Origin of the sequence: Pseudomonas sp. B7 (assembly GCF_016735645.1) — a bacterium.
Classification (GTDB): Bacteria; Pseudomonadota; Gammaproteobacteria; order Pseudomonadales; family Pseudomonadaceae; genus Aquipseudomonas; species Aquipseudomonas glycinae.
Genome location: NZ_JAERRE010000007.1, coordinates 313,776 through 328,288, shown reverse-complemented (window position 1 = coordinate 328,288; position 14,513 = coordinate 313,776). Strand labels below are relative to the sequence as shown.

Sequence of the window (14,513 nt, the reverse complement as noted above, 5' to 3'; positions counted from 1 at the left end):
CCCAACATGCGTCTCAAACTTGCTGTCGCCACCCTTGCCCTGCTGTCTCTGCCCGTCGGTTCGGCAATGGCCGACAGCTTTTGGCGTAACGTCATTTCGTCCGGTGCCACCACCGGCTCGACCTACCTGACCTTCAAGGATCACAAACTGATCGTTGCCGCCCAGGACGATGCCGGCAGCTTCGTCGCCAGCGACGGCGGTATCCGTGGCCCGTACCTGGAAGCCGCGATGCAGAAAGTCCGCGCCGACAACCCCGGCCTGCAGGCCACCGACATGGAACTGGCGAACGCGATTCTGGCGAAGAACGCCGTGGCGTCGGAATAACCTTCCGGACAGACAAAAATGCCGCTCACACGAGCGGCATTTTTTTGTCCGCTGATCAACGGTAATCGTCCACCGGCACACAGGCGCAGAACAGGTTGCGGTCGCCATAGACGTTATCGACCCGATTCACTGCCGGCCAATATTTGTGCGCCTTGGTGTGCGCATCCGGCGTGATGCCCTGCTCGATGCTGTACGGCCGCTCCCACACGCCGGTGATATCGGCCAGGGTATGCGGTGCCCGTTTGAGCGGGTTGTCCTCGGCCGGCCAGTTGCCGTTCTGCACCTCGGTGATTTCTGCGCGGATGCTTAGCATCGCGCCGATGAAGCGATCGAGTTCGGCCTTGGACTCGCTCTCGGTCGGCTCGACCATCAAGGTGCCCGGCACCGGGAACGACATGGTCGGCGCGTGGAAGCCGTAATCCATCAGGCGCTTGGCGACGTCCTCCTCGCTGATACCAGTGGCAGCCTTGAGCGGGCGCAGATCCAGAATGCATTCGTGGGCGACCCGCTCATTGCGACCGGTATACAGAACGGGGAAAGCACCGGACAGGTGCTGCGCCAGGTAATTCGCCGCGAGGATCGCCACTTCACTGGCATCCGCCAGTTGCGGCCCCATCATCGCGATGTACATCCAGCTGATCGGCAAAATGCTCGCACTGCCCCATGGCGCGGCGCTGACCGCTCCGTTCTGCGGTTGCGGCCCGTCGATCGGGACCACCGGATGGTTGGCAACGAACGGCGCCAGATGCGCACGCACGCCAATCGGCCCCATGCCCGGCCCGCCTCCGCCGTGGGGAATGCAGAAGGTCTTGTGCAGGTTCATGTGTGACACGTCGGCGCCGATGTCCGCCGGCCGCGCCAGCCCGACCTGGGCATTGAGGTTGGCGCCGTCCATGTACACCTGGCCGCCGTGCTTGTGGATAACTTCGCAGATTTCGCTGATGCCTTCCTCGTACACGCCGTGGGTCGACGGGTAGGTCGCCATCAGGCACGACAGCTTGGCCCCGGCCTCGGATGCCTTGGCTTTCAAGTCCTCCAGATCGACATTGCCAGCGTCGTCACACTCGACAATCACCACGCGCATCCCGGCCATCTGTGCCGAGGCCGGGTTGGTGCCGTGGGCCGAAGAAGGGATCAGGCAGATATCCCGCCCGCCCTGCTGGCGACTCTCGTGGTATTTGCGGATCGCCAGCAGCCCGGCGTACTCGCCCTGGGCGCCGGAGTTGGGCTGCATGCAGATCGCATCGAACCCGGTGATTGCGCACAGCCAGCGCTCCAGCTCCTCGATCATCAGCGTGTAACCGACGGCCTGCTCCCGGGGTACGAACGGGTGCAGATTGGCGAATTGCGGCCAGGTGATCGGGATCATCTCGCTGGTGGCGTTGAGTTTCATGGTGCAGGAGCCCAGAGGGATCATCGACTGGTTGAGCGCCAGATCCTTGTTCTCCAGTTGCTTGAGGTAGCGCAGCATCTCGGTTTCGCTGTGGTGGGCGTTGAACACCGGGTGGCGCAGGTACGACGTGCTGCGTTGCAGCATTTCGGGAATGCCGGAGGCCAGCGTTTCGGCGTCGAGATCATCGATGCTCAACCCGTGATCGGCGCCCAGCAGCACATCGAACAGTCTGGCCACGGTGTTTTCATCACAGGCCTCGTCGAGGCTCAGACCCAGTTGGCCACGACCGAGGATGCGCAGGTTGATCTGCGCGGCCTGGGCGCTTTCGATGATCGCGGTTTGTGCCCCGCCCACGTCCAGCGTGAGGGTGTCGAAGAAGTGTTGGTTGAGGCGCTGGATGCCATGGCGTTCGAGCCCGGCGGCGAGAATGCAGGTCAACCGGTGCACCCGCTGGGCGATTCGTTTCAGCCCTTCCGGGCCGTGATAGACCGCATAGAAACTGGCGATATTGGCCAGCAACACTTGAGCTGTGCAGATGTTCGAATTGGCCTTCTCCCGACGAATGTGCTGCTCGCGAGTTTGCAGGGCCATGCGCAGCGCGACGTTGCCGCGAGCATCTTTCGACACGCCGATGATCCGCCCGGGAATCGCCCGTTTGTACTCCTCGCGACTGGCGAAAAACGCCGCGTGCGGGCCGCCGTAACCCATCGGTACACCGAAGCGCTGGGATGAACCGAACACCACGTCGGCACCCAGTTCGCCCGGCGGGGTCAGCAGCAACAGACTGAGCAGATCGGCCGCCACGCAGGCCAGCGCCTGTTGCGCGTGCAGGTGATCGATCAGCGGCCGCAGGTCGCGGATCTCGCCGTGGGTGTCGGGGTATTGCAGCAGCGCGCCGAACACCTGGTGCTGCTTCAAGTTATCCACAGCGTCGACGATCAGCTCGAAGCCGAAGCCTTCGGCGCGGGTCTGCACCACGGAAATGGTTTGTGGATGACAGTTTTCGTCGACGAAGAACAGATTGCTTTTCGACTTTGCCACACGTTTGGCCAAGGCCATGGCTTCCGCCGCGGCGGTGGCTTCATCGAGCAGCGAAGCGTTGGCCAGTTCAAGGCCGGTGAGGTCGATGGTCAGTTGCTGAAAGTTGAGCAACGCTTCGAGCCGGCCTTGGGCGATTTCCGGTTGGTAAGGCGTGTAGGCGGTGTACCAGCCGGGATTTTCCAGCACGTTGCGCAGGATGACGGTCGGCGTCAGGGTGCCGTGGTAGCCCATGCCGATCAGGCTGGTCCAGACCTGGTTCTGTTCGGCATAACCGCGCAGTCTGGCCAGCGCTGCCTGTTCGTCCAGCGCCGGCGGCAGGTCCAGCTCGCGGTTGAGGCGAATGCCCGGCGGCACGGTCTGTTCGATCAGCTCGACCCGGCTGCCGAGGCCGAGGCTGTCGAGCATCGCCTGCTGCTCGGCGGCATCGGGCCCGAGGTGGCGGCGCAGAAAGGCATGGGGATCGCGTAACTGGCTCAGGGATGGCAACTGGGACATGACGGGCTCTCTCTTGGCTGGCGGCTCGGCGTCAATGCAACACGGTCAAACCAGCATAGCAGCCACCCCGACGGCAAAAGTCCCGGGCAGAAAAAAGCCCCGACGGGTCGGGGCTTTGGGGGCTCGCCTGCAGCTTATTCGCCGATGGCAGCCTTGTAGGCGGCAGCGTCGAGCAGCTTGTCCAGCTCGGCCTTGTCGCTTGGCTTGAGCTTGAAGATCCATGCGGCGTACGGATCGTTGTTCAGTTCTTCCGGCGAACCGGCCAGGTCTTCGTTGACGGCGATCACTTCGCCACCGACCGGGGAGTAGATGTCGGAAGCGGCCTTGACCGACTCGACGACACCGGCGGCATCACCGGCGGCGAACACCTTGCCCACTTCTGCCAGCTCGACAAACACCACATCACCCAACGCTTCCTGGGCGTGATCGCTGATGCCCACGGTGACGGTGCCGTCGGCTTCCAGACGCGCCCATTCATGACTTTCGGCAAAACGCAGTTCAGCTGGGATGTTGCTCATGCTCGGTGTCCTCAAGAAATTGTCAGCGGTCGTGCCCGCCGGAAAAGGTTTAGATCAAGGTTTTGCCGTGACGGACAAAGGTCGGTTTGACCACGCGTACCGGATACCACTTGCCACGGATTTCCACTTCGGCGCGGTCGGCAGTCGCCATCGGTACACGCGCCAGGGCAATCGACTTGCTAAGCGTAGGAGAGAAACTACCACTGGTGATCTCCCCTTCGCCAACATCAGCGATACGAACCACCTGATGGGCCCGCAAAACCCCGCGCTCTTCAAGCACCAGGCCGACCAGTTTGTGCTGCACGCCGGCGGTTTTTTCCGCCTCCAGCGCATCGCGACCGATGAACCGACGCGTGGCCGGCTCCCAGGCGATGCTCCAGGCCATGTTCGAGGCCAGAGGCGAAACGTCCTGGTGGATGTCCTGACCGTAGAGATTCATGCCGGCCTCGACCCGCAGCGTGTCGCGGGCACCGAGGCCGATGGGGGAAATGCCGGCGCCCACCAGATCGTTGAAGAATCCGGGGGCCTGATCGGCCGGCAGGGCGATTTCCAGACCGTCCTCACCGGTGTAGCCGGTGCGCGCAATGAACCAGTCGCCGTCGACGTGGCCTTCGAAAGGCTTGAGCATCTGGATCAGGTTGGCGCGGGACTGGGTCACCAGCTCGGCAATCCTGTGCCGGGCATGGGGACCTTGAATGGCGAGCATCGCCAGCTCGGAGCGTTCGGTCATCTGAACATCGAAGCTGCCCAATTGTGCCTGCATCCAGGCCAGGTCCTGATCGCGGGTGGAGGCGTTGACCACCAGACGATAACCGTCCTCAAGGCGGTAGACGATCATGTCGTCGACGATACCGCCGCGCTCGTTGAGCATGGTGCTGTACAACGCACGGCCGGGGCTGTGCAGGCGTTCGACGTCATTGGCCAGCAAATGCTGAAGCCAGGCCTTGGCCTGGGGGCCGGTGACATCGATCACGGTCATGTGGGAAACATCGAACACCCCGCAATCGCGACGCACCTCGTGGTGCTCCTCGACCTGCGAGCCGTAATGCAGGGGCATGTCCCAACCGCCAAAATCGACCATCTTCGCGCCGAGGGCGAGATGCAGGTCATACAGAGGCGTACGCTGTCCCATGGGTTTCTCCTTCCGGGCGTGGCGAAGGTGCGGAGCGCTGCTGCACGGTTCGGAAAACCCTGTAAAAAAGGGCTTTCAGCCGATTTCAGCGACAGGGTCTGTCAGACGGACCGCACCGAATGCCGCGCATTGTAGCCGCATGATTCAGGACTGACGACTAAGTGTTTCGATGCGCCGAACGGCGAATAAGTCCGATGACCGGCAACAGACCGACCAGCACCAGGGTCAACGCCGGCAACGACGCCCTCGCCCATTCGCCTTCGCTGGTCATTTCGAAGATCCGCACCGCCAGTGTGTCCCAGCCAAACGGGCGCATCAGCAAGGTCGCGGGCATTTCCTTGAGCACATCGACGAACACCAGCAAGGCGGCGCTGAGCGTGCCGGGCAGCAGCAACGGCAGATACACTTTGAAAAACAGTCGCGGCCCACTGACACCCAGGCTACGTGCCGCTTCAGGCAAAGAGGGCCGTATACGCGCCAGACTGCTTTCCAGCGGCCCATAGGCCACCGCCACGAAACGCACCAGATACGCCAGCAGCAGCGCCGCCAGACTGCCCAGCAGCAACGGTTTGCCCGCACCGCCGAGCCAGCCGGACAGCGGAATCACCAGCTCCCGGTCCAGATAACTGAACGCGAGCATGATCGACACCGCCAGCACCGAACCCGGCAAGGCATAACCGAGATTGGCCAGACCAACTGCGGAGTTGATCGCCCGGGTGGGCGCCAGACGCCGGGCGAATGCCAGCAACATCGCCACGCTGACCGTGATCAGCGCCGCCATGCCGCCCAGATAGAGCGTATGGAGAATCAGCCCCGCATAGCGTTCATCCAGATCGAATCGCCCGCGCTGCCAGAACCACACCATCAGTTGCAGCACCGGAATGACAAACGCACAGGCGAACACCAGACCGCACCAACCTGTCGCTGCCCAGGCCTTGGGCCCGCGCAGGTGATACAGCGCCTTGACCCGTGGCCGTTCATTACTTGCCCGATTGGCGCCGCGCGCGCGACGTTCGCCGTACAGCACCAGCATCACCACCAGCAGCAACAGGCTGGCCAGTTGCGCGGCGCTTGGCAGGCTGAAGAAGCCGTACCAGGTCTTGTAGATCGCGGTGGTGAAGGTGTCGAAGTTGAACACCGACACCGCACCGAAATCCGCCAGGGTTTCCATCAACGCCAGCGCCACGCCGGCACCGATGGCGGGCCGCGCCATCGGCAATGCCACACGCCAGAACGCCTGCCACGGTGACTGGCCGAGCACTCGCGCGGCTTCCATCAGGCCCTTGCCCTGAGCCAGGAACGCAGTACGCGCCAACAGGTAGACATAGGGATAAAACACCAGCACCAACACCAGAATCACGCCACCGGTGGAGCGCACTCGCGGCAGGCGTAGGCCGGTGCCGAACCATTCTCGCAGCAGGGTTTGTACCGGGCCTGCGAAATCCAGCAGGCCGACGAACACGAACGCCAGCACGTAGGCCGGGATTGCGAACGGCAGCATCAGCGCCCAGTCGAGCCAGCGGCGGCCGGGGAATTCGCAGAGGCTGGTGAGCCAGGCGAGGCTTACGCCGATCAGTGTCACACCGACGCCGACGCCGAAAACCAGCGTCAGTGTGTTGCCCAGCAGGCGTGGCATCTGGGTTTCCCACAGGTGCGACCAGATCTGGTGGTCGATGGTTTGCCATGAGAGCAGGAGCACGCTGAGGGGGAGCAGCACCAACGCGGCGATGGCGAAGACGATGGGGTACCAGCGGCGTTGGGCGGGGTGGGCCAAGGAAACAGTCTCGTTCAAATGATTGTGCCCACGTTTTGCGTGGGCACACATTCTGTGACGCTCCGCGTCACGCTGTCGATGATGCGACGCAGAGCGTCGGGGACTGCATTCCCACGCAGACGGTTCGACGCCTCGACGTGGGAACGATCAAACATTGCTGTCAGGAAAGACTCAATTCCAACCCGCCCGATCCATCATCCGGATCGCTTCAGCCTGACGCTTGCCCGCCACTTCAACCGGCAATGTATCGGCTACGAACTGCCCCCACGCCGCCACTTCTTCCGAAGGCTTCACCGCTGGATTCGCCGGGAACTCCTGGTTCACATCGGCAAAGATCTTCTGCGCTTCAGGCGTGGTCATCCACTCCACCAGCGCCTTGGCCGCTTCCGGGTGCGGCGCATGTTTGGTCAGGCCGATGCCCGACAGGTTGACGTGTACACCACGATCCGCCTGATTCGGCCAGAACAGTTTTACCGGCAGGTCCGGCTTCTGCTTGTGCAGGCGGCCGTAGTAATAAGTGTTGACGATGCCGACATCGCACTGGCCGGCGTTGATCGCTTCCAGCACCGCGACGTCGTCGGAGAACACGTCGGTGGACAGGTTGTTGACCCAGCCCTTGAGGATCTGCTCGGTCTTCTCGGCGCCATGCACTTCGATCATGGTGGCGGTCAGCGACTGGTTGTAGACCTTCTTCGCCGTGCGCAGGCACAGGCGGCCTTCCCAGTTCTTGTCGGCCAATGCTTCGTAGGTCGTCAGCTCGCCCGGCTTCACCCGTTCGGTGGAATAGGCGATGGTCCGTGCGCGCAGGCTCAGTCCGGTCCAGGCGTGGCTGGACGAGCGATATTGCAGGGGAATGTTGGCGTCGATGGTTTTCGAAGTGAACGGCTGGAGAATGCCCATCTGCTCGGCCTGCCAGAGGTTACCGGCATCGACGGTCAGCAGCAGGTCGGCGGTGGCGTTCTCGCCTTCGGCCTTGATCCGCTGCATCAGCGGCGCTTCCTTGTCGGTGATGAACTTGATCTTCACCCCGGTCTTGGCGGTGTAGGCATCGAACACCGGTTTGATCAGTTCATCGATACGCGAGGAGTAGACCACCACCTCGTCGGCGGCCTGGGCGGCAGTGCTGCCGATCAGGGTCAGGGCCAGTGCGATCAGAACACGCTTGGATGCCAACATGGGAGCGGTCTCTCGGTCGGGAAAAGTGGCCCAAATGATAAGGACTCACATTTACCAGCTCAATCGATCACTTTCCCAAGGAGTTACCAGATGTTGCACGACAGTCGTCAGGCCTTGGCCAGGGCCGGCAAGTCCCCGGTCAGCCCCAATGCTTCACGCACGAACAGCGCCTTGGCCTCGGGCATCTGCTCGACGATTTTCAGCCCGGTGTTGCGCAGCCAGCGCAGCGGCAGCGGGTCAGCCTGGAACAACCGCTCGAAGCCTTCCATCGCCGCCATCAGTGCCAGGTTGTGCGGCATACGCCGACGCTCGTAGCGGCTCAGGACTTTCACGTCAGCCAGGCGTTCGCCGCGTTCGTTGGCCTGCAACAACACTTCGGCCAGCACCGCGGCGTCGAGGAAACCCAGGTTCACACCCTGCCCCGCCAATGGGTGAATGGTGTGTGCGGCATCACCGATCAGCGCCAGGCCTTCGGCCACGTAGCGCTTGGCGTGACGCTGACGCAGCGGCACACACAGGCGCGGGTCGGCGCTGATGACCTCGCCGAGGCAACCTTCGAACGCGCGCTCCAGCTCACGGCAGAAGTCCGCTTCCTCCAGCGCCATCAGTCGTTCGGCTTCGCTCGGCGTGGTAGACCAGACGATCGAGCACCAGTCCTGCTGACCGTCACGCTCCAGCGGCAGAAACGCCAGCGGCCCGTGATCGGTGAAACGCTGCCACGCGGTCATGCGGTGCGGTTTGCTGCTGCGCACGCTGGTGACGATGGCGTGATGCAGGTAATCCCACTCGCGAGTGGCGACACCGGTCAGACGGCGCACGGCAGAGTTGGCGCCGTCCGCCGCAATCACCAGCGGCGCGCGCAAGGTGCGACCATCGGCCAGGGTCAGCAGCCAGTCGTCACCGGAACGACGCATCTGCTCCAGCCGCGCGTTGGCCAGCAGGCCCAGGTCGCAATCGTGCAGACGCTCGAGCAAGGCATCCTGGACCACGCGGTTTTCAACAATATGCCCAAGCACATCGGCGTGCACACTGCTGGCCGAGAAGTGGATCTGCCCGGTGCCGCTGCCGTCCCAGACGTGCATGTCGGTGTAAGGGCTGGTGCGTCGATTGACGATGCCGTCCCACACGCCGAGGCGATCGAGGATTCGCTGGCTGGCCGCCGACAGTGCGCTCACCCGTGGCTCGAACGGTGCGTCGCCCTTGAAGGGTTTGACGCTCAACGGGCTGCCGTCGAGCAGCAGGACTTCCAGCCCGCTGCCCTGCAACGCCAGCGCCAGGGCACTGCCGACCATTCCGGCTCCGACAATCAGCACATCCGCGCGCATTTCCATGCTTTAAGCCTGTCTCGCTGGCGGCTTGAGCCGCACGTAAAGGGTTTTACCGACGCGCGCCACCAGGTTGCCGGCGCCGTCATGAATGTCGACCTGCAACTGCGGCAGGTATTTCTCGCCACTGGCGGTCTGCCGACGAATCTCGTCGAGCAGGGTGTCGTCGATGTTGAACCTGGCAAACACCGGGCCTTTGCCCGGCGATAGGAAATCAATGTCGGCGGCCTTGTCCCAGACGATGTACTTCGAGCCGAGGTTTTCCATAAGCATCAACATGAAGAACGGATCGACCATCGAATACAGACTGCCGCCGAACTGGGTGCCGACGTAATTGCGGTTGTACCAGCCCAGGCCCATCGAGACCTGGATGTCACGAAAGTCATCGCTGATGTGCTGCACCCGGACACCGGCGCCGAAGTACGGCGGGTAGAGCGTCATGATCCAGCGCATCAGCCGCGCCTTGCCAAACCGTCTGATCAGCCACTCACGCATCCGGCCGCGTCCCCAGCCCCATGGCCTGACGGGCGAACCAGCGTTTGGCCGGCGGCAGCAGATCGAGGCCGAGCAGGCCGATGTTGCGCCCCAGCGACACCAGCGGCTGGGTGCTGCCGAACAGGCGCGTAACCTGATCGGAGAAACCGACGGTGAGGTCCTGATCGAGACGCTGACGCTCGCGATAGGCCTGCAAGGTCGCAAAATCCCCCAGCGGTTTGTCGCTGGCCAGCAACGCGGCGGCCAACGCATCGGCATCGCGCAGGGACAGGTTGAAACCCTGCCCGGCAATCGGGTGCAAGCTGTGGGCGGCGTTGCCGAGCACGGCCAGATGCGAGCGCACCTGCTCTTCGGCTTCCACCAGCGACAGCGGATACAGATGCCGCGCGCCGACCTGCTTCAGAGTGCCAAGACGGTAACCGAACACGCCTTGTAGCTCGCTGAGGAAATCTCGTTCGCTCAGGTCGGCCAGCCGTTGCGCGTCCATGCCCAGACGGGTCCAGACCAGCGCGCAGCGGTTTTCCGGCAGCGGCAGCAGCGCCATCGGACCTTCGTCGGTGAAGCGCTCGAAGGCCATGCCGTTGTGCGCTTCGCTCGGCGTGATGTTGGCGATCAGCGCGCTCTGGTTATACGGACGCTTGCGTACGTTGATGCCCAGTTGCTCGCGCAGACCGGAACGACCGCCATCGGCGAGCACCGCCAGATCGCACTCGACCGTGGTCTCGTCATTGAGGGTCAGGCGATAGCCGTCGGGCAACGGTTCCATGCGGCTGACTTCCGCCGGGCAGCGCCAGCTGATCACGTCTTTGTCGAGGTGCTGCCACAGGCACTGGCCGAGCCAGGCGTTTTCCACCACGTAACCGAGCGCCGGGACGCCCTCTTCCATCGCCGACAGGCGAGCGGTGGAAAAGCGTCCACGGTCGGACACGTGAATCTGCTTGATCGGCTCGGCGCGACGGGAGATTTCCTGCCACACGCCCAGCCGCTGATAAATCTGCCGCGAGCCGAAGGACAGCGCCGAAGAACGCGCGTCGTAGCTTGGCTGCCAGGTGTCACCGGGGGCGAACGGTTCGATCAGCACGATCTTCCAGCCACGGGCCTTGGCCCCGGCCTGCAAGGCCAACGCCAGACTGGCGCCGACCAGACCGCCACCGATGATTGCCAGATTGACCCGACTCATGCCGCGCAGGTCCGTGCTTGCGCCATCAGGGCTTCGATCTCGGCGACGGTTTTCGGCACGCCGCCGGTCAGGATTTCACAACCGCTCTTGGTCACTACCACGTCATCCTCGATGCGCACGCCAATGCCGCGCCATTTCTTCGCTACGTTCTGATTGTCCGGGGCGATGTAGATGCCCGGCTCCACGGTCAGCGCCATGCCGACTTCCAGCACCCGCCATTCGCCGCCGACCTTGTATTCGCCGACGTCATGCACATCCATGCCCAGCCAGTGACCGGCGCGGTGCATATAAAACGCCTTGTAGGCCTCGGTAGCGATCAATTCGTCGACTTCGCCCTGCAACAACCCCAGCTTCACCAGCCCGGCGGTGATGACCCGAACCGTGGCTTCGTGCGCCTGGTTCCAGTGCTTGTTCGGAGCAATTTCGGCGAATGCCGCTTCCTGCGAGGCCAACACCAATTCGTAGATCGCTTTCTGCTCGGCGGAGAACTTGCCGTTGACCGGCCAGGTGCGGGTGATGTCGCTGGCGTAGCAGTCGATTTCGCAACCGGCGTCGATCAGCACCAGATCGCCGTCCTTGAGCAGTGCGTCATTTTGCTGGTAATGCAGGATGCAGCTGTTGCGCCCGGCAGCGACGATCGAGCCATAGGCCGGCATCTTCGCCCCACCCTTGCGAAACTCGTAATCCAGTTCGGCTTCGAGGCTGTACTCGTACAACCCGGCACGACTGGCCTGCATCGCCCGGATGTGGGCCTGGGCGGAAATCCGCGCCGCTTCGCGCATCACCTTCACTTCTGCCGCCGATTTATACAGGCGCATGTCGTGCAGCAGGTGATCCAGGGCAACGAATTCGTTCGGCGGCTGGGCGCCGAGGTGCGCCTTGGAGCGGATCACGTTGATCCAGTCCATCAGGTGGCGGTCGAATTCCGGGTTGCTGCCCATGGCCGAATACACCCGGTCGCGGCCTTCGATCAGGCCCGGCAGAATGTCGTCGATGTCGGTGATGGGGAAAGCGTCATCGGCGCCGAAATCGCGGATCGCACCTTCCTGGCCGGCGCGCAGGCCGTCCCAGAGTTCGCGGTCGGCGTTGCGTTCACGGCAGAACAGCACGTACTCGCCGTGTTCGCGACCGGGCATCAGGACGATGACCGCCTGTGGCTCGGGGAAACCGCTGAGGTACTGGAAGTCGCTGTCCTGGCGATAGACATGCTCGACGTCGCGGTTGCGAATGGCGACCGCGGCGGCAGGCAGGATCGCGATGCTGTTGGGTTCCATCTGCGCCATCAGCGCCTTGCGGCGCCGGGCGTATTCCGCTTTCGGGATATGGATCATGGGCAGATGGCTTTCCCTGGCACGCGATCAGTGCAGCGACGGCTTGGCCGCTGGCGGCACGTCGGCCTTTTTGGTTTCGGAGAACAACAGCAGCGGCGCGACACGCAGGTACTCCATGACTTCCATGTAATCGCTTTCGCCGTCTTCGGATTCTTCCAGGGCGTCTTGCACCTGGGAGATCGCTGCCAAATCCTGCAACACTTCGGTAGCTTCGGTGCTCAGCATGCTGCTGTCGCGGCAGTTCAGGCCGAAACCGGTGAGGAAGCCCTGGCACCATTCGCCCAGCGCGGCGGCGCGTTCGGCCAGAGGTGCGTCATCGTTCGGCAGCAGCAGAACCACGGTGACGTCGTCGCCAGTGAGTTCGCTCTTGACCATCTCCTGCAGACCGATCAGCGCGTTGCGGACGTTGTCCTGCGGCTCGCTTTCAAGCAGCTCGGCGGCATCGATCAGCCATTCTTCGGCATTGAAGCCGGCGCCGGCACAACTGCGACCGAGCAACAGGCCGTGCAGTTCGGCAGGCGAAACGGAGTGACCGCTGGAGTTCAGCAGGGTGGCGAAGCCTTGGTACGGGGAATTCTGAATGGGCATGGGCAGCTAGGCGCCAGACGGCGCTATGTCTAGAATGAAGGCCTTGTATCCTACATCGACAGACTCGCCAAGACCATTAAAGGCTGTCCGCCAGCCAAACCCATCAGACCGAATCAGTGGACACAATGGAAGACACCGACCTGCAAGCGCTGATGGCCAGACTCGAACTGCTGATTACCCGAGTCGAGCAACTAAAGAGTCAAAATGCACTCTTACTTGCTCAGGAAAAGACCTGGCGCGAGGAACGCGCGCACCTCATTGAAAAAAACGAAATCGCCCGGCGTAAGGTCGAATCGATGATTTCGCGCCTCAAGGCCCTGGAGCAAGACTCATGAGTTCAAGCAATAGCGTTACCGTGCAGATCCTCGACAAAGAGTATTCGATCATCTGTCCCCAGGAAGAGCGCAGCAATCTGATCAGCGCCGCCCGCTACCTGGACGGCAAGATGCGCGAGATCCGCAGCAGCGGCAAAGTCATCGGCGCCGACCGCATCGCCGTGATGGCCGCGCTGAACATCACCCACGATCTCTTGCACAAAGAAGAGCGCCCGGACATCCAGGCCAGCGGCTCGACCCGTGAACAGGTGCGTGACTTGCTCGATCGTGTCGATCTGGTGCTGGCCGACGATCCGGACATCAGCAAGGGCTGATTCGCCAGGCCGCTTGAGTTATACTCGCCGCACTCCCTGGGGTGCTTGCCAGTTGACGATGTCCCTGAGCCGATTTGCACTACCCTGGGGGTTGCACGTTGGGCTGGTGTGCATGTCCGCCAGACGGAAAGCCTTAAAGCCTACTGCATCCTCCACCTTGAACTCTCGGGTTCAAGGGCTAAGTCGACAGCGGCTCATCCGGGGAGCCTGATTCGAATCCGATGCCGGTGCATGCCGGCATCGGATTTTTTATGCGTACGTTTTCGTCCCACCCTGCCGAAGCCGAACCATGACCGAACCCGCGCTGCTGCCCCGTCCTCAACTGCGCCGCCTGCTGCGCAAGGCCCGCCGCTCGCTGACACCGAGTCAGCAACGCCAGGCCGCCGAAGGCCTGTACAGGCAACTGGCACAAGACCCGCACTTTCGCCGGGCCAAACACATTTCCCTGTACCTGCCCACCGACGGTGAAATCGACCCGCGCCTGTTGCTGCGCGCCGCCCAGCGTCGGGGCAAGAAAACCTACCTGCCGGTGCTCAGTGCCTGGCCGCGGACCAAAATGGTCTTTCAGCAAATCCGCCCCGGCGAAAAACTCAAACCCAACCGTTTCCGCATTCTTGAACCGCGCGCCAATCTGGCGCGTCAGCGCAAGGTCTGGGCGCTGGATCTGGTGTTGTTGCCCCTGGTGGGGTTTGACGATGTCGGCGGACGCCTGGGTATGGGCGGCGGTTTCTACGATCGCAGCCTGGCGTATCTGGCCCGACGACAGAACTGGCGCAAGCCGACGCTGCTGGGCCTGGCCCATGAATGTCAGAAAGTCGAACGTCTCGCGCAAGCGAGCTGGGATGTACCGTTGCAGGGAACGGTGACAGACAAGGCGTGGTATTTCGCAGGATAGACGCCGCGCGGATCAGCAGCGTCGAAAAGGCAGTGTCAGCGTTTGAAGGCTGTCGACTGTTGTACTTGTTGCGCTACTTCAATCGGTGCATCGGCCTTGTTGGCCCACAGACTTTGCGCATAACCGGTGGTCACGACGCCCAGACCGAACAAAATTACCAAAGTCCACAGCAAATCCGGTTTGCGTTTCATCGATTG

General features: G+C 62.7%; 15 protein-coding genes and 1 other RNA gene. 5 read left to right on the top strand and 11 right to left on the bottom strand.

The features are described from left to right. Window positions 1–6: 6 nt before the first annotated feature. Window positions 7–324 (top strand): DUF2388 domain-containing protein, encoded by a 318-nt coding sequence (locus JKA62_RS17970; RefSeq protein ID WP_007951791.1) that lies wholly within the window; start codon window positions 7–9, stop codon window positions 322–324. Between the two features lie 55 nt (window positions 325–379). Here the strand turns inward: JKA62_RS17970 and gcvP are convergent, their stop codons facing one another. The 10 genes from gcvP to JKA62_RS17920 all read right to left on the bottom strand — a co-directional run bounded on the left by gcvP (window position 380) and on the right by JKA62_RS17920 (window position 12,772). Beyond that, a complete protein-coding gene (gene gcvP, locus JKA62_RS17965; RefSeq protein ID WP_201818854.1) occupies window positions 380–3,253 on the bottom strand; it encodes an aminomethyl-transferring glycine dehydrogenase in 2,874 nt (957 codons plus the stop codon). A gap of 134 nt (window positions 3,254–3,387) precedes the next feature. Then, a complete protein-coding gene (gene gcvH, locus JKA62_RS17960; RefSeq protein WP_085689882.1) occupies window positions 3,388–3,771 on the bottom strand; it encodes a glycine cleavage system protein GcvH in 384 nt (127 codons plus the stop codon). A 49-nt stretch (window positions 3,772–3,820) separates the two neighbouring features. Continuing rightward, window positions 3,821–4,903 carry a glycine cleavage system aminomethyltransferase GcvT gene (gcvT, locus tag JKA62_RS17955; protein WP_011336465.1) on the bottom strand — a complete coding sequence of 361 codons (1,083 nt, stop codon included), beginning with the start codon at window positions 4,901–4,903 and terminating at the stop codon, window positions 3,821–3,823. 157 nt (window positions 4,904–5,060) lie between these two features. Beyond that, window positions 5,061–6,677, bottom strand: a complete 1,617-nt coding sequence (locus tag JKA62_RS17950) for an ABC transporter permease (protein WP_201818853.1) — start codon at window positions 6,675–6,677, stop codon at window positions 5,061–5,063. A gap of 171 nt (window positions 6,678–6,848) precedes the next feature. Further along, window positions 6,849–7,853: an extracellular solute-binding protein gene (locus JKA62_RS17945; protein WP_201818852.1), complete on the bottom strand. Its 1,005-nt coding sequence runs from the start codon at window positions 7,851–7,853 to the stop codon at window positions 6,849–6,851. Window positions 7,854–7,960: 107 nt separating this feature from the next. After that, window positions 7,961–9,178 carry a 2-octaprenyl-3-methyl-6-methoxy-1,4-benzoquinol hydroxylase gene (locus JKA62_RS17940; protein ID WP_201818879.1) on the bottom strand — a complete coding sequence of 406 codons (1,218 nt, stop codon included), beginning with the start codon at window positions 9,176–9,178 and terminating at the stop codon, window positions 7,961–7,963. A 9-nt stretch (window positions 9,179–9,187) separates the two neighbouring features. Continuing rightward, window positions 9,188–9,673 carry a DUF4442 domain-containing protein gene (locus JKA62_RS17935; RefSeq protein WP_201818850.1) on the bottom strand — a complete coding sequence of 162 codons (486 nt, stop codon included), beginning with the start codon at window positions 9,671–9,673 and terminating at the stop codon, window positions 9,188–9,190. Further along, on the bottom strand, window positions 9,666–10,853 hold the full coding sequence (ubiH, locus tag JKA62_RS17930; RefSeq protein ID WP_011336470.1) for a 2-octaprenyl-6-methoxyphenyl hydroxylase: 1,188 nt from the start codon (window positions 10,851–10,853) through the stop codon (window positions 9,666–9,668). The genes JKA62_RS17935 and ubiH overlap by 8 nt, the downstream gene beginning before the upstream one ends. Then, complete coding sequence (gene pepP / locus JKA62_RS17925; RefSeq protein WP_201818849.1) at window positions 10,850–12,184, bottom strand: Xaa-Pro aminopeptidase; 1,335 nt, start codon at window positions 12,182–12,184, stop codon at window positions 10,850–10,852. The genes ubiH and pepP overlap by 4 nt, the downstream gene beginning before the upstream one ends. A gap of 27 nt (window positions 12,185–12,211) precedes the next feature. After that, window positions 12,212–12,772, bottom strand: coding sequence for a YecA/YgfB family protein (locus JKA62_RS17920; protein ID WP_007951810.1), 561 nt, complete (start codon window positions 12,770–12,772; stop codon window positions 12,212–12,214). A gap of 125 nt (window positions 12,773–12,897) precedes the next feature. On the opposite strand from JKA62_RS17920, the gene JKA62_RS17915 reads away from it, so the two are divergent. From JKA62_RS17915 to JKA62_RS17900, 4 genes are all read left to right on the top strand, one after another. Continuing rightward, window positions 12,898–13,107, top strand: coding sequence for a TIGR02449 family protein (locus tag JKA62_RS17915; RefSeq protein WP_007940359.1), 210 nt, complete (start codon window positions 12,898–12,900; stop codon window positions 13,105–13,107). Continuing rightward, entirely contained in the window at window positions 13,104–13,421 is a 318-nt protein-coding gene (locus JKA62_RS17910) for a cell division protein ZapA (protein WP_007951811.1), read from the top strand. The genes JKA62_RS17915 and JKA62_RS17910 overlap by 4 nt, the downstream gene beginning before the upstream one ends. A gap of 30 nt (window positions 13,422–13,451) precedes the next feature. Beyond that, a non-coding RNA gene (gene ssrS / locus JKA62_RS17905) (6S RNA) lies at window positions 13,452–13,630 on the top strand. 80 nt (window positions 13,631–13,710) lie between these two features. Continuing rightward, a complete protein-coding gene (locus JKA62_RS17900) occupies window positions 13,711–14,316 on the top strand; it encodes a 5-formyltetrahydrofolate cyclo-ligase (protein WP_201818848.1) in 606 nt (201 codons plus the stop codon). 35 nt (window positions 14,317–14,351) lie between these two features. On the opposite strand, the gene JKA62_RS17895 is transcribed toward JKA62_RS17900, so the two are convergent. Further along, window positions 14,352–14,507, bottom strand: coding sequence for a hypothetical protein (locus JKA62_RS17895; RefSeq protein WP_007911192.1), 156 nt, complete (start codon window positions 14,505–14,507; stop codon window positions 14,352–14,354). Window positions 14,508–14,513: the final 6 nt, after the last annotated feature.

Bases quoted from the DNA above. Each gene is read 5' to 3' on its own strand.
- JKA62_RS17970 (WP_007951791.1), top strand. From the start codon at position 7: ATGCGTCTCAAACTTGCTGTCGCCACCCTTGCCCTGCTGTCTCTGCCC.
- gcvP (WP_201818854.1), bottom strand. From the start codon at position 3,253: ATGTCCCAGTTGCCATCCCTGAGCCAGTTACGCGATCCCCATGCCTTT.
- gcvH (WP_085689882.1), bottom strand. From the start codon at position 3,771: ATGAGCAACATCCCAGCTGAACTGCGTTTTGCCGAAAGTCATGAATGG.
- gcvT (WP_011336465.1), bottom strand. From the start codon at position 4,903: ATGGGACAGCGTACGCCTCTGTATGACCTGCATCTCGCCCTCGGCGCG.
- JKA62_RS17945 (WP_201818852.1), bottom strand. From the start codon at position 7,853: ATGTTGGCATCCAAGCGTGTTCTGATCGCACTGGCCCTGACCCTGATC.
- JKA62_RS17940 (WP_201818879.1), bottom strand. From the start codon at position 9,178: ATGCGCGCGGATGTGCTGATTGTCGGAGCCGGAATGGTCGGCAGTGCC.
- JKA62_RS17935 (WP_201818850.1), bottom strand. From the start codon at position 9,673: ATGCGTGAGTGGCTGATCAGACGGTTTGGCAAGGCGCGGCTGATGCGC.
- ubiH (WP_011336470.1), bottom strand. From the start codon at position 10,853: ATGAGTCGGGTCAATCTGGCAATCATCGGTGGCGGTCTGGTCGGCGCC.
- pepP (WP_201818849.1), bottom strand. From the start codon at position 12,184: ATGATCCATATCCCGAAAGCGGAATACGCCCGGCGCCGCAAGGCGCTG.
- JKA62_RS17920 (WP_007951810.1), bottom strand. From the start codon at position 12,772: ATGCCCATTCAGAATTCCCCGTACCAAGGCTTCGCCACCCTGCTGAAC.
- JKA62_RS17915 (WP_007940359.1), top strand. From the start codon at position 12,898: ATGGAAGACACCGACCTGCAAGCGCTGATGGCCAGACTCGAACTGCTG.
- JKA62_RS17910 (WP_007951811.1), top strand. From the start codon at position 13,104: ATGAGTTCAAGCAATAGCGTTACCGTGCAGATCCTCGACAAAGAGTAT.
- JKA62_RS17900 (WP_201818848.1), top strand. From the start codon at position 13,711: ATGACCGAACCCGCGCTGCTGCCCCGTCCTCAACTGCGCCGCCTGCTG.
- JKA62_RS17895 (WP_007911192.1), bottom strand. From the start codon at position 14,507: ATGAAACGCAAACCGGATTTGCTGTGGACTTTGGTAATTTTGTTCGGT.